Here is a 19,725-nt window from a genome sequence, read left to right on the forward strand (position 1 = left end):
TTTTTGTTATTTGGCAAGTAAGTAGGTAGACGATAGTAGCAATCAATTAGCCGCATCTTGGTGCTTTCGCGTTATACGCAGGCAGCTTATTTATGGTTGCTTGTAAATCTTTAATGCGCGTACTGTGCGATGGGTGGGTTGAGAAGAATTCAGGTGGTTGAGAACCACCTGATGCAGCACTCATATTTTTCCATAAATCGACACTTTGACGTGGGTCGAAACCTGCTTTTGCCATGAATTCCAGCCCGACAATATCAGCCTCAGATTCCTGAGTACGACCGTATGGCAAAATAACACCGTATTGGACACCGACACCAAGTGCCGCCATCGTCATTTGTTGATACTGTTTGTACTCGGAAGCGCCAATGGCAACGTTTGCTAGAGACAACCCTGCATTTGCTAACTGACTTTGTGAAAGACGTTCATTACTGTGGTCAGCGAGGACGTGAGCGACTTCGTGACCAATAACTGTTGCCAACTGATCTTGGTTTTTCGCGACATCTAAAAGCCCGGTATACACGCCGATCTTCCCACCTGGTAGAGCAAACGCATTGACTTGTTCACTATCAAAAACAACGACTTCCCAGTCTTTAAATCCAGATTGAGCGGGAATGGTGTCAGTGATGTGTTTGGCAACGCATTGAACGTAGGCATTCGTTTTGCGATCTTTGCTGATTGGGATATCTTTCTTCATTTGTTCGAAAGATTTAGCGCCAAGCGATGACATTTCCTGATCTGAAAACATCAGGATCTGGTTGCGACCCGTCGGTGATGCGCTACACGCTGTTAAACCCGCGATAGTTAAAAGAGCAGAGGCTTTCATCCATACCTTCATAACAGGCTCCATTTAATTTTTTGTTTTGAAGCAATAGTATATACCCAAATAGTAACATGATGCATGGATCAAGTTATTCATCTGATTAATAAAGAGGGTGAGATGTTACGTCTTGAAGTTATGCCCAAGTAGCGTCTATGCTAGCTTCCTAGCACATCGTTACAACCTAACAAACCAGTTTGTGAAACTAAGAGTAAAACAATGAGTATATGGAAAAAGCCCGTAAGCATAGAGATTCTGAATGCCACGTCAAAAAATACCCTGATCGAGCACCTACAAATTAAATATACAGATTTCACTGACGACTCCCTTACAGCAACCATGCCCGTATGCAGCTTTACTCATCAACCTTTAGGAATGCTTCACGGTGGTGCATCAGTCGTGCTCGCAGAAACATTAGGCTCATTGGCTGCAAACTTCTCTGTCGATGAAGGCAGCTACTGCGTCGGTTTAGATATTAACGCGAACCATGTGCGAGCCATGCGAAGTGGTCATGTGATTGGTACGGCAAAACCGCTTCATCTGGGTATTTCAACGCAAGTGTGGCAAATCGATATCACTGATGAGCGAGGCCGTTTAGTGTGTACCAGTCGCTTGACCATCGCTGTGAAACAACACAAAACAAAGTCGGTATAAACTAAGATGGTGATTGAGTTTTCATTAGGAAAAATCATTGCAACCCAGCGTGAAATAGTGATTAAGCTCTCCGGTAGTGCAATGGTAACCTTGCAAGCGCAAACCGATGCAATTCAGTTGCTGGGTAGAGGAGCGAACGTTGTTTTATCTCATGGAGCAGAGTGCAAATGGTCTATCAAGCTGGACAACGAGGAACAACTGGCTGAACTTTCGCGAGAAATTGGTATCGATATTCAATAATCTATAGTGTGATGTTTGCACTTTTTGGTAAAAATGAGGAAACTTAGCTTATCGACAACAAGATAAGAATTTCCTCTTTATGAGTAGCCCTCGTTTACGTGTTCAGTTCGAAACACTGTTTGAAAAATTTTCCGGTCACGATACGGACGTTCAGCTCGAAGACATCACCGAAGCGTTGTTTTGTACACGTCGTAATGCTCGTATTGTTCTAAATAAACTTGAAGAAGAGGGCTGGATTGAGTGGCATCCGGCAGCGGGTCGAGGAAAACTTTCGAAACTCGTTTTTAAACGTAATCGAAGCGATGTCAGCGAAAACCTCGCCAGGCGTTATCTCGATGAAGGGAAAATCGGTCAGGCTCTAGATGCGCTTGATAACGATGCGGCACGATTGACGCAGGTTATCCAAGGTTATTTAGGGCTTCAGCATCGACAGGGCGAGCAGGTCGTGCGTTTGCCTTATTATCGACCATTGTCGATGTTAAACCCGCAGAAACCGATGCGGCGTTCTGAACAGCACATCGCCAGACAAATTTTTAGCGGACTCACTCGCCTTGATGAAAATGAACAACTTCAACCAGATTTAGCCCACACGTGGGAAGCAATTTCTGATACACATTGGCGTTTTTATCTTCGTCGTGGAGTACGCTTTCATAACGGTGAACCGTTAACAACCAGTTGTGTTCTTGAAAGTGTGCTTGCGTTAAATAGCTTGAACTTGTTTTCTCACATAAAGCGGGTGTCTTCGCCACAAAAGTGGACCGTTGATATTGAGCTCGTCCGTCCTGATCGCTACCTGCCTCTGGCTCTGAGTGAGTCGCAAGCAAAAATTTTGCTACCGAGTGCTTTGCGTTCTGAAAGCTTCGATAGACAACCGATAGGGACAGGGCCGTTCCAAGTTAAAATGAATGATGATAAGCGTCTTATTTTGACTGCTTTTGATGGCTACTTTGGTTTTCGCCCTTTACTTGACCAAGTGGAGGTGTGGGTAATCGATGAAGCCTATTCTTCAATGGTTTATCCAAGCCTGTCAAAGCCGAAGATGGATAAACAAGGTTCATCCGATGAAGTCGAGCTGGACCCTGGCTGTACATTCCTATTACTAAACAAAAACACTGGGATTGCAAAAGATCCACGTTGGGCAGAGTTCCTCTCGCAAACCCTCAACAGTCACCAGATTTACGCGCATGTTCCACAAGATAAAGTGATGGAACTGGGAGTATTGCAAGCCTTTGGCCTTAAGCCCGGTTGGATTGATCTCAGGCCAGCGGAAGCGGGCAGCGTACCACAGGCTAATAAGGTAATTTCCGTAGCGTATCAGAAAAAGCATCCGATGTTTCCAGTAGTTGCCAAGGCCATCAAGACACTCTTAAAACCGCACGGTATAGAGGTTGAGTTTATTCGTTATGATTCTCAACCGCCCGCACCGGAGGAAGTGGATATCTGGGTGAAAGCTATGGGCATTGCAACGAACCGAAATGACGCGTTGGCGGGCTGGCTCCTGGATTACAGTGATATTGAGAAGTTCAGTTCAGGTTACGATTTTAGTGAATGGGCTAAACTTGTCGATCAATGGCGTGCCGGCATGCACACAGACTTTCCTGCGCGTGAGCTAGGACGACAATTAGTAAAAAGCTGTCAGGTGATTCCTATGTTTCACTGCTGGCTAGGCGTGAATAAAGACCACAGCGGTGCGTTACAAAATGCAAAGTGTAATGCCTTAGGTTGGTTTGATTTTAATAATGTATGGGTCAAACCGGATATAGAAAGTAACCATGGCGAAACCGAATAAAAAACAACCGACGAAAACCGTCGATATCTTTTGCTCTAAATGTAAAACTCAACTATTTAAGTACCGTAAAGGCGGGAAAGGCGCACTGGTTAAATGCTTCAAAGAGCGCATTGTTGACGATTTCACACAAACCCCATGTATTTGCCCCGCTTGCGGACAAGAGTTTGCAAGAGACACTTTAGTAAGAGGAACCCCCGCTTACAAAATGATTGGCGGCAAAGTGACGATGAAATAATAAAGGGCTAGAAAATGAGTATGAAACATGACTATTGCATGGTTTTAAGTACAACCAGTAATGAAAAAAATCGAGATCAGATCATTAAAGGTTTGCTAGATGCTCAATTAGCCGCGTGTATTCAAACGATGCCTATTGAAAGTCACTATGTGTGGAAAGGGGAGATTTGTACTGACAACGAATGGTTGCTGGTGATCAAAACTCGTCGAGAACTTTATGAATTGGTGGAAGAGAAAATAGAAAACCTGCACGAATACGAGGTAGCTCAAATCGTACAGGTTCCAATTGTTGATGGGTTTAACCCTTATTTAGAATGGTTGAGAGAATCGACGTTGAGCCGACATTAAGAATAACGACAACACTGCACCAACGGTATCGCACAACATATCTTTCTGGGCGTCCCATATGTCACCTTGCGAGCCCAGAAAGGCAATTCCCTCATCGCCACTAGCCAACTCCGCATACCACCATTCGATAATCTCATAGCCAGCAGCAAGTGACATGATAGCAAACAAAGCAAACCAGCAAGAGAACGCTTTGTTGAACCGTTTTTTGTTTATCAAGTATTCAGCGATCGGATATGCGTAAAGGCCAATTGAAAAGTGCGCAACGCGATCAAAATTATTTCGCTCTGAACCAATCATGTCGTTAAACCAGTCAAACGGCACTTCGGAGAACGTATATTTCGCACCGATAGTGTGCAAACAGAGCCAGATGAACATTAAAAAGTAAGCCGTATTACTGAACTGATAGCGAATCGAAATCGCCCAAATAGCAACAAGAATACCAATCGCCGGGATAATCTCCGCAAACCAAACTGCACGTGAGTTAGGTTCCAACGCAGAAAATAAAAACACGATGGCATAAAAAATCGTTAATCCTAAGAGTGTCGAGGTGCTTTTCATAGAGTTATTTGATCCTTCAATTTATCTTACAGTGGGACTCCATAGATTGTGTTAATGATTGCACTTAATTGAACGGTGTGCAATTGATATTTTAATGGGTTTTTTGATCACTGAAAATGTTGATTTATTGGCAAACTGCTCAACATTAAAACGTTTGCGCGTGCACTTTTCATTAAAGTTTGATTTACAACATGCCCATCCATAGAATCCATGATTCAGTCTAATAAAAAAGAAGTAAAGCCATGAAACTGGAAACTGTCGATTATCTTGCTGACGATGCTGCTCAACAGTTCGTTACCTCTCTACGAGAAACGGGGTTTGGTGTGTTGAAAAACCACCCGATTCCACAAGAGCTTGTAGAGTCAATTTACAAAAACTGGCATGAGTTTTTCTGTTCAGATCAAAAGAATGATTTTCACTTTAACGTAGACACCCAAGATGGCTACTTCCCACCTTCTGTGTCTGAAGTGGCGAAAGGGCACAAAGTGAAAGACATCAAAGAGTACTTTCATGTTTACCCTTGGGGGCAGATCCCAGAGCAGCTTAAAGCTGAAATCTTAGAGTACTACGAGCGTGCCAATGCATTTGCTCAAGAGCTATTAGGTTGGGTTGAAGCGTACGCACCTAAGGACGTTCAAGAGAAGTTCTCTATCGCGTTGTCAGAAATGATCAATAACAGTGACAAAACATTACTACGCGTGCTTCACTACCCACCGATGACAGGCGAAGAAGAGCCAGGCGCTATTCGTGCTGCTGCGCATGAAGACATTAACCTGTTAACGGTTTTGCCTGCTGCTAATGAACCTGGACTGCAAGTAAAGAGTAAAGAGGGTGATTGGATCGATGTACCATGTGACTTCGGGAACTTAATCATCAACATTGGTGATATGCTTCAAGAAGCGTCAGGTGGTTATTTCCCTTCAACGACTCACCGTGTAATCAACCCTACGGGTGGCCGTCAAGAAAAGTCACGTATCTCATTACCGTTGTTCCTGCATCCAAAGCCGGAAGTGGTGTTATCTGAGCGCTACACTGCACATAGCTACCTTATGGAACGTTTACGTGAGCTAGGGGTTATTTAACCTTTACGTGATCTCCTTACAAAGGCCGATGGTGAATGACTATCGGCCTTTTTGCATTTATGCTACAAAGTGGAAACTATGTTTTTTGTGCCGTGAATGGGGCCCTAAACTCGTGTCAGAGAGGATGAATGGAAGGACAACGTACTGTCAATAGTATTGAGCCTCATGCAATAGAAAATCCGCTGCTTTGGCCAATGTTAGAAATTCTGAGAAAACAGCCCTCTAATTGGAAAGTGCACACCTTGGCAAGCTCGTTGGGTGAACAAGGTTATATTTCAAAGCTGGACGACTCTCCCGATAAGGATTTATTCAAAAGAAACTTCCTGATCATGAATGCATTATATCAACTGCAAGACACTCTGTATCCGGATAGCTGGCTTCAAGTCGAAGCCATGGATATTCAGCTCATGTCTTCGATGGAAGCTTTGAGGCATAAGATCGATATTCATGATCCTTTGCGTGAGTATTACTTAGATTGGCGCAATTACGAAGCGGACGAAGATGAAGTGCGTCGACTGTTGAATGAATTTTGGACAACTTATCAAAAGTTCATCGGTGGTTCGTCAGTAGCCAGCGTAGATAAGACAAAGGCACTGTCACTATTTGAACTTAACACTGACGCTACGCCTGCGGAAATTAGAAAACAATGGCGAAAACTCGCGCTTCGTTGGCATCCTGATCGAGAAAATGGCGATGCAGAAAGATTTAGAGTTCTTTGTGAAGCGTGGAATGTACTGAGAAACGAATGATTCGCTAAGAATAAAGATAAAGGAAGGCAGCTAACTATAGCTGCCTTTTGATTGAACTGTCTCTGTCAGCGTATCAAAACTAGCATGATGACTTAAACTGAGATTTTCGCATGCGGTTGAGGGCAGCTATAACGTCTAGTGTGCGTGGTTTGGCTAAGTCGCCTTGTTTAGGAAGAGCGGCATGCCACTCACCAGACAGCATTTCTTCAATCTCCTTCGCCGGATGATTACACCAACCTGGAAGTTGAGCAATTTGGAACCATAACCAGCCAATTGTGTTGACTTCATCGGCTGACTCTATCTGTTCCAAAGCGCTAAGATCAGTAAACTCTTTACCAAATCGAAGTGACTCTTTGCCTTTCGCATTCACACGGAACTTGCCGTCAGTCAGAATATTCATCAACGCAACGCGGTTCAGTGCTCGAGGTGGGAAGGTCTGTAAACGTTCTTCTGACTCGTTATGGCGTTGAGTAGGGTGCTGAGCGATAACTTCTTTCGCTTTTTCAGTCACATCAACGGCTTGGTAGTCGTGCATTTGAATGACGGTATCGGCAACGTCTAAGTAGTCGCCCGACCCACCCATAACGATAATGGTAGAGATATCAAGATCATCTCGTAATTGACCAATGCGGTCGACGAGAGGAGTAATTGGCTCATCACCTTTTGCCACCAATGCCTGCATACGCTCATCTCTAATCATGAAGTTGGTAGCAGAAGTATCTTCATCAATCAATAATGTGCTTGCACCCGCTTCAATAGACTCTTGAAGCCAAGCGGCTTGCGACGTTGAGCCTGATGCGTCTTGAGTAGAAAAGTCCGCCGTATCTTTACCCATCGGTAAATGGTTGATGTAGTTTGACAGGTTCAAGTGGTGTACGCATCGGCCATCTTCGGCACGAATCTTCATAGCCTTGTTATCGGCAACAATGTATTCGCGACCATCTCCTGGAATATGATCGTAAATTGAACGCTCTATTGCATTTAATAAGGTAGATTTACCGTGGAAGCCACCACCTACAATCAGTGTGATACCTTTTGGAATTCCTAATCCTGTGACATGGCCCTTGTTTGGCGCATGTAAAGTGACTTGTAGAGATTCAGGGGCTTTAAACTCAACGGCTTCTTTCATTGGAAGGTCGCAATTACCTGCAATTCGAGGAAGAATACTGCCGTTTGCGACAAACGCGACTAAGTTATTGGCCTCTAACTGTTCTCGTAGGGCATCTTGGTCTTCAACAACTTGGCAGTGCTTAATTAAAGCGGCTTTGTCGAGTTCACGCTCTAAAGTTGCTCGACGGATAAACTTAGGCAGGTGGAAAGTCAGTATGTTGTTGGCTTTTTTCCCCAATACTGAACGACCTTCGGCTGGTAAGTTAACTCGAAAACGCAGTTCAATACCTTCTTCAGTAAACAACACCGCGGTGCTATCCAGTACAGTTTGGCCTGTCAGTGAAATTGATACTGAGTTTTCTTGTTTAGCAAACTGTTCAAAACTACGCGCAATAAAATCACGTGCAGCTCTTTGAAATGCAGGAGACTCGTCTCTTAGCCACTCAAGACCAGTCAAAGACCATGCGCGAGTCGCACGAAAACGTGACGCCGATGCATAAGGGTCACCCTGTACATGATCGATAAACAAAGTGAAATCAGTGAAGTCGTATTGACCTTTGATTTGCTGATAAGCTCGGTAGTTCTGCTTTTCAATTTTCTTAAGCGTGGCAGTCAACTGATCCATGAAGATATTGGCCTTTTAATAGAAGCGGGCGGCGATTATAGAAACCACCGCCCTCATAGTAAAGAGAATGCTTAGGAAGAGTAGGCGTATTGCCCGCCAGAAAGGCGCTGATTAAACAAACTTTGCTCAAATTCATTACAAGGCATAGGTTTACCATAAAGAAAACCTTGTCCGATATCACAACCCTCACCAATAAGAAACTGCTCTTGTTGGTGGGATTCAATGCCCTCGATCACTACTTGGAGTTCCAGTTTTTTTGCAATGTGTATGATTGAACAAATGATCTCGCGATCATCATCTGACTTTTCCATTTGCTGGACGAAGCTTTTATCAATTTTGATGGCATCAAACGGATATTTCTTTAAATAGCTGAACGAGGCATATCCTGTACCAAAATCATCAAGTGACAATGTCACACCTAGTTTGTGCAACTTATTTAACGTTGTGCGTGCTACTATTTCATCGGCAATTAGAGCGCTCTCGGTTACTTCGAGTTCGAGAAAGTGTGCTGGCAAATGGAAAGTGTCGAGTAGGTGTTGCACTTGTTCTGCAAAATTTACGTTTTGTAATTGAATGGGAGAAACGTTGACGGCAATTTTGAAGTTATCGATTAACTCAGACCATTGTTTCGCTTTGTCTATCGCGGTACGCAGAACAAAAGAGCCAACTTCAAAGATAAGCCCGTTTTGTTCGGCCATATGTATCAATGCTTCGTTGGAAACGTCGCCAAGTATTGGATGTCTCCAGCGAAGCAAGGCTTCTGCGCCAATCCATTTACGTGTTTTGGAGTCTACTTGAGGTTGAAAGTACAACACTAAATCGTCGTTACGCACTGCTTGTAAAAGGTAACTTTCCAGTTCATTGTGACTATTGAGATCCGCCGAATGATTTTCTCTAAAATAACTAAAAGGTTCGCCGGATTCTTTACATAGAAGCATCGCGTAACATGCATGTTGAAGGATACGCTTAGCATTGCTGCAATCTTTGTAAGCTTGAACTATACCGATATACGTGTGCAAATGTATTTCTGTTTTGTTGAAGACAAATCCATCTACGCTAATTTTAGTGATATCATCTAATAGTTGATTTAACCGAGCTTCAATATCCTCTCCCCAAATCAATAAAACCATGTCATTCGAACTTGGTCTACCAGTGATAAATCCGCTAGCACCGTGTCTGGTTAATCTGGAGTGAAATTCTTTTAAAATGTTGTCAAAGACCTCGAACCCGTGCCTGGTCTGAATACTGCGAGCGTTACTAAAACCAATGTTGATGACCACAAGCGATTGCTGATCACTATCAAGGGACTGTAAGGTGTATTGGACAATGTTCTCAAGTGCAGAGCGATTTAGAAACCCAGTCCCCTGATCATGTGTTTTTTGGTAGCTCACTTGTTTTTCCGCGGCTTTACGGCGATCAATTTCTTGTGTTAAGGAGTAACTTAACTGGGCTAAATCCGTGGTACGATTTTCAATTCGACTCTTTAGCTCGGTGTTAAGTCGCTGAAGTTTATGTTGTTGGTACACAACTGAAAGCTGTGCTTCGATTGAATCTTTGAAAGTTTCAAGCAACTGACGGTAACTATCGTTGTACTCGTTTCTCTCAGAGTCAAGCATACAGATTGTTCCAAATGTCTCCCCATTTGGCCAGAATAGCGGTAAGCCGCAATAAGAAATCATGCCTAGTTTGATGTCTGGGTTATTTTGCCATTCTTCATCTTCAAGCGCATTGGGGATTACAAGCTCGCCTTTCTGTTCTATAACTTGCTCGCAATACAAACCGTTACCAAGCAGCTCTGCATCGCCAGTACGATAAGGATTACCTAGAGTTTCGCTAGATGTATTTACTTCTATGCGATCCGGATGGATACGCATAATTAATGTGGTGGGTACGTGTGTTATTTGAGCCAGTAAGTTGACGATTTCCTGCCAACTTCTTCGCATAGACTCAGGGATTTCGTAGTCTAATGTTTGCAATCTCCCCATATAGGTCATCCTTTACGTGGTTTCACTTCCTGTGAATTAAAAATGCAGACTGCTCTATTTTGTTCTCGCTTTTTAATTAAGTATAGGGTGGCTAGGGCTCGAAACAAAAAAAAGTCCTGAAAAGTGTTCAGGACTAGGAATAGTTGTCACATATCTCATCCTTGAAACAGGTAACAAGTATCAAGGCTTAAGCGACATTAACGATTCAATAGAAATGTCTTGCGAATAGTCGACATCTTCAAAGTTAAAGCCATTGAGCTTCATAAACTCATCTTTAAAACCTTGGTAATCACCAATCTCTTTAAAGTTTTCAGCATTCATCTGTTCTAAAAGAGCGTGGACTTCTTGTTGAACTTGCGGTTCAAGTTCCAAGTCATCTATTCGAATCAAGCGTTCGCCGTCAACTGGCACTTTCTCTTGATCGTATAACTTCGTAGTAAACAGCCGCTGCATTTGTTCAATACAGCGTTCGTGAGTACCTTTTTCCTTCATCACTCTATAAAGCGCTAACAGGTAGGGACTTAGCGCAGGGATGAATACACTGGCTTTCGTCACCAACGCCTTACACACGGTTGCGTAAGCACCGCCGTCAAAGTTGGCGAGTTTGAGGTTTAATGAATGACTGGTTTGGTGTAAATCGATTTTCGCTCGACCTAACGTACCATCGAGATAAATTGGGTGCGTAATGTCAGGGCCCATGTAAGAAAAGGCGATGGTTTTGCAGCCGTTTGCGATAGAGTCGTTATTGATGAGTGTGTCAATCCAGCTTTCCCAGTCTTCGCCTCCCATTACTTTAATGGTGGCATTGGCTTCCTCTTCTGTTGCAGGCGTTAAGGTGGTTTCTATCCACTTATCGTTCTCCAGCATGATAGAAGCGCCAGTGACAGGTTCACCAATAGGTTTAATGACACTGCGCCAAAACTCATCAGATTCAGGTTTAGGTCGAACACCGGTTGCCAAGCTATAGATGACTAAGTCAACTTCACCCTCAAAGTACGTTTCAATGGCTTCAATCACTTGATTGCGCACCGAACCAGAGAATGCATCGCCAACAATATTTATTGCGGTACGCCCGGCTTGATTTGCTTCTTGCTTAAAAAAGACGTTGTTATACCAACCCGCACTCCCAACCCCTTTCTCTGAAGGGCCACGCTCAAATGAGACGCCAATGGTATCGGCGTTAGCGCCACCGAACGTTAGGGCTATTCGTGCCGCTAGGCCGAAACCAGAGGAGGCACCAATAATCAAAACCCGTTTTGGGCCTTTTTTGATCTGTGGGGCGTGCTTTACGTATTCAATTTGCTCTTTAATAGATGCATGACACCCTTTGGGGTGCGCAGAGCGAGCAACAACACCTTGAATTAACGGTTCTATTCGCATGTTGTTATCTATCCTCGATGAGTGGAATTGAAAATAGATTAACGTAAAGTTACGTAAAACTTATTGAGCTAGACCATTAAAATTAGAGATGTTTAATTAATTCTTGAGCAACGAAATCAGCGATCCAAGGTTGTGCATCTGGTTTTGGGTGAAGGCCATCATCCATCATCCATTCTGGTTTGGTGACAACATGCTCTAAGAAGAATGGCATCAAGGCAACTTGTTGATGCTGTGCAAGCTTAGGGTAGATATCGTAAAACATATCGCTATAGCGCTTACCATAATTAGGTGGAACCCGAATTTGCATCATGACAACGTCCGCACCAGAATCTTTTATCATGGTAATCATTTTTGAAAGATTCGACGTAATAAGTTTAGGAGGGAAGCCTCTTAGGCCATCGTTGGCACCTAACTCAATAAGTACCATGTCAGGGCTATGCTGAGTTAGCAACTGAGGTAACCGTGCTAAGCCATTGCCGGTTGTATCGCCAGAAATGCTGGCATTAATAACTGTTACATCTTGACCATGTTCTGACAACGCATCAGGGAGTAAGCTAGGCCAACTCTCTTCGATCGGCATCTGATAGCCTGCACTCAAGCTATCACCCAAGACAAGTAGCTTTTCGCTCGCATGTGAAGTAGCGGAAAAACAAAAAAATAGAACTAAGGAAAGTATACGAATCATGCAAACACCTGTACTTAATGCACCTATTGTTCAAGCCAATTTGGTTTCTAAACAAGTCTCTACTAATCAAGAACAATTAACAATCCTCAAAGACGTAAATGTTGACATCCGAAAAGGAGAAAAAATCGCCATCGTCGGAACTTCCGGTGCAGGTAAGTCAACATTGATGACGTTGCTAGCTGGTCTTGATACGCCGACATCAGGCGAAATTACTTTATTAGGTCATGAATTATCAAAACTGGACGATGAAGCACGTGCGAAAATTCGGGCTGACTCTTTAGGTTTCGTTTTCCAAAGTTTCCTGTTAATCCCGAGTTTGAGTGCATTACGTAATGTCACGCTTCCTTGTCTTTTACGTGGTGAAGCCGAAGATGAAGCAAGAGCAGCGGAATTGTTAGCTGCTGTTGGGTTAGAAAAACGTGTCGACCATCTACCAAGCCAGTTATCTGGTGGTGAACAACAGCGAGTTGCGCTAGCGCGTGCATTTATGACACAGCCTGAGCTGTTGTTCGCAGACGAGCCTACCGGCAATCTTGACCATCAAACCGCAGACAAAGTGATTGAGCTGCTATTCGATCTTAATGAACAGCACGGGACAACTCTGATTTTAGTAACACACGATGGTCATCTAGCAAGCCGATGTGACCGTATCTATCGTATGGAGGCGGGTGAGCTTAAGGAGGAGATATAATGTCTGCAGTATCATCAAGTGAAGCAACATCCACAGAACAAAACAGTACAACACAGCACTCGCCGAATAAAAGTTTGATACGTTGGAGTTTCGGCGAAATAAGGCAGGGGAACCTTTGGCCTATTAGCGTTGCTCTTATTCTCGTGATTGCGAGTATCTTTGCGCTTTCTGCATTAGCAGAACGAATGGAGCAGGTGATCGTCAAGCAAGGGAAGGACGCATTAACGGCAGATGCGGTGTTTGTGTCTGCTAATCCCATTCCGGACACGTTGTTAGCCTCGACTGAAAGCCTTGAACGTTCGATGATGACGCGATTTGCCACTATGGCATTTAGCGATAATGGTATGCAGCTTATTTCGGTAAGGGCGGTGGATGATAATTACCCTTTAATGGGAGAGCTCGTTCTCGAAAATAATCCGGCCGGTCGCGTTAAAGAGAACCAACTCTGGCTTGATGAGCGGATTATGACTCAACTAAACGTAAAGCCAGGTGACAGTGTCACGATAGGCGATGCCGAGTTTACTGTATCAGGCGCAGTATTGATGGAACCTGGCTTGAGCTTTAATCCATTTCGGCAAATGCCTTCTGCATACATTCATCAAAGTGACGTAGATAAAACAGGAGCAATTCAAGTTGGGAGCCGAGTTCAATACCGTCTGTTTTTACAAGCCGATGATAAAATACTAAAGAGCTTACAAGATGATACGCAGCTTTCTCCGAGCGATCGCTGGCGCACGCAAGATACTGCCAGTCGTAGTAATGAGGTTTTTGAACGCACGACGCAGTATCTGTCTTTGACCGTAGCGATTGTCATCATTATGGCGGCGACAACATTGGTTCTTACTTGTCAAAATTACGTGAACAGCCGGACACAAACTATTGCGATGTTGAAAAGTCTTGGTGCGAGCCGCCGATGGATTGAAAAGTGGTTATTTATTCAAGTCACAATCCTTCTCATTAGTGCCAGTGTCGTCGGTCTATTGTTAGGGAGCGGGCTGGAATATTTATTACGCATTCCACTCAAAGACTTATTACCCGATCCACTCCCTGGTTACGGTGTCACACCATTTTTGGTGGCATTTATCTCAGCAGTCTTGATTACGGTGCCTGCTCTCGGTATACCATTGTTAGGCTTGATTAAAACTCCCGCGTTAGAAGTGCTACAGCAGGGTAAAGCGCAACGTTCTTGGAAGCGAATGTTACTTGTTCTAGTTCCCGTTGTTCCACTGCTTTTACTGTATGCAGATAACACCTTAGTTTGGATCGTGCTCACTGGTATAGCGGTACTGTTTGTGGTACTCGCAGCAGTTAGCGTCATACTCACAAAGCTGTTTGCACGTGTTTCAACCCATCCTGCAATGAAGCTTGCGTTGAGTCGTATCAACCGGACGCCAGTAACCAGCGGTCTACAGTTTGGTGCTTTGGCATTATCTTTAATGTTGCTGTCTATCATTTGGCTTGTGCGCAGCGATATTCTCGCTGATTGGGAGAGAACCTTACCTGCAGATGCGCCAAATGTGTTCGCATTGAACATTGGTGATTATGAACTCGATAACTACCTAGAAACCCTAGATAAAAATGGAGTTACGCGGTCACAAGCTTATCCAATAATTCGTGGACGACTAACAGAGATCAACGGTCAAAACGTCAAGGAGATTGATTACGAAGGAGAAGGTTCTGACGCGATACGTCGAGAGCTAAACCTGACATGGGGAGATAGCCTACCAGAATATAATGATGTGCTTTCGGGTGAATGGACAAACAAAGGGAGTGTATCTGTAGAAGCGGATGTAGCAAATGACTTAGGCATCAAACTCGGTGATACGCTGCGCTTTGTAATAAACAGTCAGAATTACGATGCAGTAGTAGATACCATCCGTTATGTCGAATGGCGTGACATGAAGCCTAACTTTTATTTTATTTTCTCATCTGACGTGATGGCTAATTTACCTGGTTCTTACCTCATCAGTTATAGGATTGAAGAAGGAAATGAAGCGTTGTTGACGTCAATGTCACGTGCTCACCCAACGGTCTCTGTTTTAGATATCCGAACTATGGGCGAGAAAATTCAGGCTTTGATTCAGCAAATCGTATCAGCAATCACCATCCTTGCTCTTTTAGGCGTTGTTGCTGGTCTGCTGCTCATCTTTACGCTACTGAGGTTAAGCTTGTCCCAACGCCAACAAGAGATTCGTTTGTATCGCACATTAGGTTCAAGTAAGAAACGGATCAACACAACCCTGTGGGCCGAGTACGGAATTATGGCGTTGATTGCTAGTGGTGTTGCGGTATTCGCTGCGGAAGTTTGTGTGGCCGCAGTCATGACATATGGATTCGATCTCAATGTACAAATTCACCCCGAATTGTGGATAGCTTTACCGCTTGCAACATTTGTTACGTTGGCACTTGTAGTGATGAGTTTGTTGAAAAGATTGTTAACGCCAGTAAACACTTAATCGCAGCGAGTGTTATCAAGTTTGGAACACTCCATGACACTTTTATTTTAGTTATCCACAAAAACAGTGGATAACTTTTGGGATAACTAAATGGGGTAAAAAGTGGGGTGTTTCTGCAGGCTTTGCGCCATGGGTCTTACAGTGAAATTCTTATTCACATAGACACAAAAAAGTGTCTTCTTAACCATGTCGTCAAGTACTTTTTCGCAAATTTTTTCTACTTTAATGCACTTTACAGGCGCTGTTGGATATTTCGCAAACCCATGAACTTTTTGTGATTTTAATCAAGTCCAAACACGAGTAGAATTCACCGTTAGTAAAGAATTTTCCTTATAAAATTTTTAGTGAAGCAATGAAGTCTGAGTTTCCAAGTTATAAAGATAAGCATATCGCTGTTGTTGGTGGCGGTGTAGCAGGTGCAACAGCAGCAATTCATTTTGCGGAGCTGGGTTTTAAAGTTTCCGTAATAGAGAAGGGCGTATCACTAGTAAATGGTCCACCCATTTGTCATTTGCATGCTGGTGGTAATTTATATCGAGAGATTTCCGAGCGACAATGCTTAGACTTGTTAGCACAATCTATTGATACTGTTCGCCTGTATCCGCTTTCACTGAATATTCGTCCGACAATCATCGCGGTTCCTCATTCCGATGGTGGAGACCCATCCACACTAATTCCGCGATTAGAGGTTGTGAAAAGTGCTTATCAAACGCTCGTTGATAAAGATGAGAGTAATAAAGTGCTCGGCGAACCAAGCGAATACTACAAACTGTATTCAAAAGCGGAGCTAGAAGCTCTCGCGCAACGTACTCAACCAAGTCATCCTACAAACTTCGATGAGTGGTGTATTCCTTTTGCTCAACATGCTGATCTTGAAGCGCTAAAGTATCCTGTTGTCGCAGTTCAAGAATATGGTTGGAGTGTTTTTCGCCTCGCTGCAATTGCCAACTTAACACTAGATACGCTTCCTAATGCTTCGGTCTTCACACAAGCAACGTTTAAGCAAGCCGATTGGATGGGGGAACACTGGCAACTTGGCTATGAACGTGAAGGTATCGATTACCTTATGACATGCGACTACTTGGTTAACGCGTGTGGCTTTGAAACAGGCTCAATTGACAACACAGTTGGTGCCAAGCGAGACAGGTTGGTGGAGTTTAAAGCCGCTTACGTTACGAGGTGGGCAGACTGTCAACAACAATGGCCAGAAGTTATTTTTCATGGCCCGCGTGGAACCGATAAAGGAATGGCTCAATTGACGCCTTATGGCGATGGTTACTTTCAACTTCATGGTATGACAAAAGGAATCACGCTGTTTGAAGATGGTTTAGTGGAGAGCACGAACTCATCTGCTCAACCTGAACTGCCTATGCCTTTACTCTCGAAGATCCGTAACGGCTGGAGAGAAGAAGTGTTAGAAGAGCGAACGAACAACGCCATCAAACACATGGCACAGTTCATTCCCGACTATCACTCTGCTGTAAAAGGAGGAAAAGCATTATTTGGCGCTCAGCAAATTCCCGGCACAGATCCAGTACTCAGAGCGGCAGATGTGACTTTTGAAGATAACCACTACGCGAGAATAGAGGTGGTAAAAGCGTCATCGACACTACTCGCAGCGCAAAAAATGCTTCAATTCTGGTTTGACATCGATCCTAACCAAAATGTGGAAACACAGCATCCGGTCGCTGTAAAGTGGTCTGAACAAGAGGTCGAGCAGTACGCGATTAAACTCACTCAAGAGCGAGGCTATCCACAAGCTTTAGCAGTGCGTTATGGTATGCCTGCATAATCGGCTGTGTTTGGGCTCAGTGGTTGTATTAATACCCAAAAAACTGAGCCCATTGGCACCATACTTCTTGCAAGCCTATTCTATCTCCTTTCACAAAATTGACTTTTTGTCCGGGTTTCGCCTGTGCCAGTCTAGGTAAGTCAATACGAGCTACGCAGCCAAATTTAGGATACCCGCCAATAGTCTGGTGATCGTTGAGCAGCACAATAGGGTTACCATCGCTAGGTATTTGAATTGAACCTAACGCAATTCCCTCTGATAGTACGCCTTCGTAAGGTGGACGAATGTTATTGCCCTCAAGACGGTAGCCCATGCGATTCGAATTGGGGGAGATGATGAATGCTTTGTTATAAAATGCTTGGCGAGCGTCTTCATCAAAGTCCTCGTTCTGATAGCCTTCAATCACTCTCAGCTTAATGGGTAAGTTGTAATCTGGCTTAAAGCGAAACGTCATTTGCCTTGGTTTACGTTTCGGTAAGTTATGAGGGACAAAGGGAAGAATATCACCAGCTTTCAAAGCGCCACCATTTGAATCATAACCACCTAGAGATTCTCGCAAGACGGTCGATGCGCTTCCTAAGTGCTGAGCAACATTGAATCCACCTTTAACCGCTAGGTAGGAGCGAAGTCCATTCCTTGCGACTCCGAACTGAAGCTTCTGTCCTTTTTTCAACGTAAAGTCAGACCAATTTGAAATAGGTTCACCATCTATTTTTGCATTTAAATCACCGCCACATATAGCAAGGTGGCAGTTATGCAATGCAATAAAACAAGCGTTACCCAGAGTAATTTCAATCGCAACGCAATTGACTACGTTACCAAGCAAATGGTTGGCCCAACTGTAAGCATAGTCGTCGACCGGGCCACCTTGAGTCACACCGACATGCGCTAAGCCAAAACGACCAAAGTCTTGAACTAAAGAGAGCGGTCCTGGCTTTTCCACCAGTAATCCACCGTAACTCATAGTACGCCTCCTAAATCGATAAACTCTTGTTTTGAAATAGCATTAAAGGTGACCTTGTCACCCACTTCAAACGGTATAAAAGGAGGAGAGTCGGAGAAGAGCGCAAGCGGGCTTTTACCAATAATGTTCCATCCGCCAGGACTATCTGATGGATAGACGGCCGTTTTAGAGTCTGCGATTCCTACACTTCCGGCCGGCACTTGAGTTCTTGGTGTGGCAAGCCTTGCCATGTGCAATTGAGTATCAACGTCCGAGAGAAATGCAAAGCCTGGAGCAAAGCCAATTGCAGAAACCGCGTACTCGGTTTTCGTATGCAGGGTAATAAGATCGTCTAATGACAGACCTCGCTTTTTAAAACGAGATAGATCTAACGCGGTTTCTTCAGAGTAATATACAGGGATAGTAATGTGATTCGGCTGGGAAAGCTTAAGTGATTGAGTATCAAACTGGCTCACGATTTGTTGCAGCTCATTGGCTAAGTTCTTTTCGTTGATTCGAAAAGGTAAGTAATCAATGAGAATAGTTTGATAGGAGGGGACAACGTTCATAACAATTGAAGCGAAAGTTTCTCTTATGCTGCGAGCAAGCTCTCCGACTGCATTTTCAGAAATACTCTCATCAAACTTAATGAAAATACTGCACTCGGAGATCAAAGAGATATTAAATTTCTCTTTATGCATTAATTTCCTCCAGCGTATAGGCTTTGGCGGATCTTTTGGATCAGCGCGATCGACTCTTCATTGTCACCATGAACACAAATTGTGTCGGCTTCCAATAATATGTAACCGCCTGAAGCGGTTTTGACACGCCCTGAGTCAGCTAAGGTCCGGACTTGCTCAAGTATCGCGTGCTCGCTTTTTAACACGGCATTGTGCTGTGTTCTAGGAGTCAGTAAGCCGTCATCTTGGTATAAACGATCTGCAAATGCTTCAAATAGCAAGGGAACATCATAATCGTCTGCGATTTCTAAGTATTTTTCGTTTTCCTGTGAAGCTAGGATCATTAACGGTACTTTGAACAGTGCTGCCGCCTTTACTACCGCTCTAAATATCGCATCACTTTTCATCATGTCGTTGTATAGAGCGCCATGAGGTTTTATGTAACTGATGTCTGTGTATTGCGCCCGGCATAATGCTTGTAAAGCACCAACCTGATATATAACCATGTTCGTAATTTCATCACCCGTCATGCTTATGCTTCGTCTGCCAAAGCCTTGTAGGTCGGCGTAACCTGGATGTGCGCCAATATCAACATCGTTGTCATTCGCTAGGGTGATAGTGTCGTGCATGACATTAGGGTCGGAGGCATGAAAACCACACGCGATGTTCGCCATATCAACATGGGGCATCACGTCTTCATCTGCGCCCATACTCCAAGAGCCAAAGCTCTCGCCCATATCACAGTTCAATGTAAGTTGCTGTTTATTCAATGTCATACGTTTTATTTCTACACAAGCAATGGGTTTACGATGCAGGAAAATGCATCTAGGTTCAGTGACTCACTTCATTCTTCTATCATGAAAACGAAGCTTTTTGAGCAGATAGCTGACGAAAAAGATCACGTTAG

19 protein-coding genes are annotated in these 19,725 nt (G+C 43.8%); 10 read left to right on the forward strand and 9 right to left on the reverse strand.

All coding sequences use genetic code 11. From position 1 onward, the window contains the following. Positions 1-46: 46 nt before the first annotated feature. Entirely contained in the window at positions 47-835 is a 789-nt protein-coding gene (locus tag R7R24_RS02425; RefSeq protein ID WP_017634168.1) for a M48 family metallopeptidase, read from the reverse strand. Between the two features lie 201 nt (positions 836-1,036). Here R7R24_RS02425 and R7R24_RS02430 point away from each other — a divergent pair, with 201 nt between their 5' ends. The 5 genes from R7R24_RS02430 to cutA all read left to right on the forward strand — a co-directional run bounded on the left by R7R24_RS02430 (position 1,037) and on the right by cutA (position 4,082). Then, a complete protein-coding gene (locus tag R7R24_RS02430) occupies positions 1,037-1,471 on the forward strand; it encodes a hotdog fold thioesterase (protein WP_005376340.1) in 435 nt (144 codons plus the stop codon). A gap of 6 nt (positions 1,472-1,477) precedes the next feature. Continuing rightward, positions 1,478-1,711, forward strand: coding sequence for a DUF3389 domain-containing protein (locus tag R7R24_RS02435; RefSeq protein WP_005376338.1), 234 nt, complete (start codon positions 1,478-1,480; stop codon positions 1,709-1,711). A gap of 79 nt (positions 1,712-1,790) precedes the next feature. Then, complete coding sequence (locus R7R24_RS02440) at positions 1,791-3,500, forward strand: SgrR family transcriptional regulator (RefSeq protein ID WP_054579607.1); 1,710 nt, start codon at positions 1,791-1,793, stop codon at positions 3,498-3,500. Then, on the forward strand, positions 3,484-3,735 hold the full coding sequence (locus R7R24_RS02445) for a hypothetical protein (protein WP_005376334.1): 252 nt from the start codon (positions 3,484-3,486) through the stop codon (positions 3,733-3,735). Before R7R24_RS02440 ends, R7R24_RS02445 begins: the two co-directional genes overlap by 17 nt. A 14-nt stretch (positions 3,736-3,749) precedes the next feature. Further along, positions 3,750-4,082, forward strand: coding sequence for a divalent-cation tolerance protein CutA (cutA, locus tag R7R24_RS02450; RefSeq protein WP_005376332.1), 333 nt, complete (start codon positions 3,750-3,752; stop codon positions 4,080-4,082). Here the strand turns inward: cutA and R7R24_RS02455 are convergent. Beyond that, positions 4,044-4,640, reverse strand: coding sequence for a DUF2238 domain-containing protein (locus R7R24_RS02455; RefSeq protein ID WP_047101144.1), 597 nt, complete (start codon positions 4,638-4,640; stop codon positions 4,044-4,046). The genes cutA and R7R24_RS02455 overlap by 39 nt on opposite strands. A gap of 242 nt (positions 4,641-4,882) precedes the next feature. Between R7R24_RS02455 and R7R24_RS02460 the strand changes: the two genes are divergently transcribed. Together R7R24_RS02460 and R7R24_RS02465 are read left to right on the forward strand one after the other, a co-directional pair. Then, positions 4,883-5,722, forward strand: a complete 840-nt coding sequence (locus R7R24_RS02460; RefSeq protein ID WP_005376329.1) for an isopenicillin N synthase family dioxygenase — start codon at positions 4,883-4,885, stop codon at positions 5,720-5,722. 128 nt (positions 5,723-5,850) lie between these two features. After that, positions 5,851-6,471, forward strand: coding sequence for a DNA-J related domain-containing protein (locus R7R24_RS02465; protein ID WP_005376328.1), 621 nt, complete (start codon positions 5,851-5,853; stop codon positions 6,469-6,471). 79 nt (positions 6,472-6,550) lie between these two features. Here R7R24_RS02465 and R7R24_RS02470 read toward each other — a convergent pair whose 3' ends face one another. The 4 genes from R7R24_RS02470 to tesA form a co-directional block, all read right to left on the reverse strand. Continuing rightward, the gene (locus tag R7R24_RS02470; RefSeq protein WP_054579606.1) at positions 6,551-8,206 is read right to left on the reverse strand and encodes an ABC-ATPase domain-containing protein; all 1,656 of its coding nucleotides are present in this window, start codon (positions 8,204-8,206) and stop codon (positions 6,551-6,553) included. A 71-nt stretch (positions 8,207-8,277) separates the two neighbouring features. Next, positions 8,278-10,191: a sensor domain-containing phosphodiesterase gene (locus R7R24_RS02475; protein ID WP_017634164.1), complete on the reverse strand. Its 1,914-nt coding sequence runs from the start codon at positions 10,189-10,191 to the stop codon at positions 8,278-8,280. A gap of 180 nt (positions 10,192-10,371) precedes the next feature. Then, positions 10,372-11,571 (reverse strand): enoyl-ACP reductase FabV, encoded by a 1,200-nt coding sequence (gene fabV / locus R7R24_RS02480; protein ID WP_064354774.1) that lies wholly within the window; start codon positions 11,569-11,571, stop codon positions 10,372-10,374. An 82-nt stretch (positions 11,572-11,653) separates the two neighbouring features. Further along, positions 11,654-12,256, reverse strand: coding sequence for a multifunctional acyl-CoA thioesterase I/protease I/lysophospholipase L1 (tesA, locus tag R7R24_RS02485; RefSeq protein WP_054575991.1), 603 nt, complete (start codon positions 12,254-12,256; stop codon positions 11,654-11,656). On the opposite strand from tesA, the gene R7R24_RS02490 reads away from it, so the two are divergent. The 3 genes from R7R24_RS02490 to R7R24_RS02500 all read left to right on the forward strand — a co-directional run bounded on the left by R7R24_RS02490 (position 12,255) and on the right by R7R24_RS02500 (position 17,195). Then, positions 12,255-12,947 carry an ABC transporter ATP-binding protein gene (locus R7R24_RS02490; protein WP_005376323.1) on the forward strand — a complete coding sequence of 231 codons (693 nt, stop codon included), beginning with the start codon at positions 12,255-12,257 and terminating at the stop codon, positions 12,945-12,947. The two genes, tesA and R7R24_RS02490, sit on opposite strands and share 2 nt — an antisense overlap. After that, the gene (locus R7R24_RS02495) at positions 12,947-15,403 is read left to right on the forward strand and encodes an ABC transporter permease (RefSeq protein ID WP_054579604.1); all 2,457 of its coding nucleotides are present in this window, start codon (positions 12,947-12,949) and stop codon (positions 15,401-15,403) included. The genes R7R24_RS02490 and R7R24_RS02495 overlap by 1 nt, the downstream gene beginning before the upstream one ends. Before the next feature lie 352 nt (positions 15,404-15,755). Beyond that, positions 15,756-17,195, forward strand: coding sequence for an FAD-dependent oxidoreductase (locus R7R24_RS02500; RefSeq protein ID WP_186585312.1), 1,440 nt, complete (start codon positions 15,756-15,758; stop codon positions 17,193-17,195). Between the two features lie 28 nt (positions 17,196-17,223). Here R7R24_RS02500 and R7R24_RS02505 read toward each other — a convergent pair whose 3' ends face one another. The 3 genes from R7R24_RS02505 to R7R24_RS02515 are packed head-to-tail and all read right to left on the reverse strand — an operon-like array spanning position 17,224 to position 19,594. Further along, positions 17,224-18,159 (reverse strand): biotin-dependent carboxyltransferase family protein, encoded by a 936-nt coding sequence (locus R7R24_RS02505; protein WP_053349879.1) that lies wholly within the window; start codon positions 18,157-18,159, stop codon positions 17,224-17,226. Next, entirely contained in the window at positions 18,156-18,839 is a 684-nt protein-coding gene (locus R7R24_RS02510; protein WP_005376314.1) for a 5-oxoprolinase subunit B family protein, read from the reverse strand. The genes R7R24_RS02505 and R7R24_RS02510 overlap by 4 nt, the downstream gene beginning before the upstream one ends. Continuing rightward, positions 18,839-19,594 carry a 5-oxoprolinase subunit PxpA gene (locus R7R24_RS02515; protein WP_054579603.1) on the reverse strand — a complete coding sequence of 252 codons (756 nt, stop codon included), beginning with the start codon at positions 19,592-19,594 and terminating at the stop codon, positions 18,839-18,841. The genes R7R24_RS02510 and R7R24_RS02515 overlap by 1 nt, the downstream gene beginning before the upstream one ends. Positions 19,595-19,725 lie beyond the last annotated feature (131 nt).

This window comes from Vibrio sp. 704 (assembly GCF_033339295.1).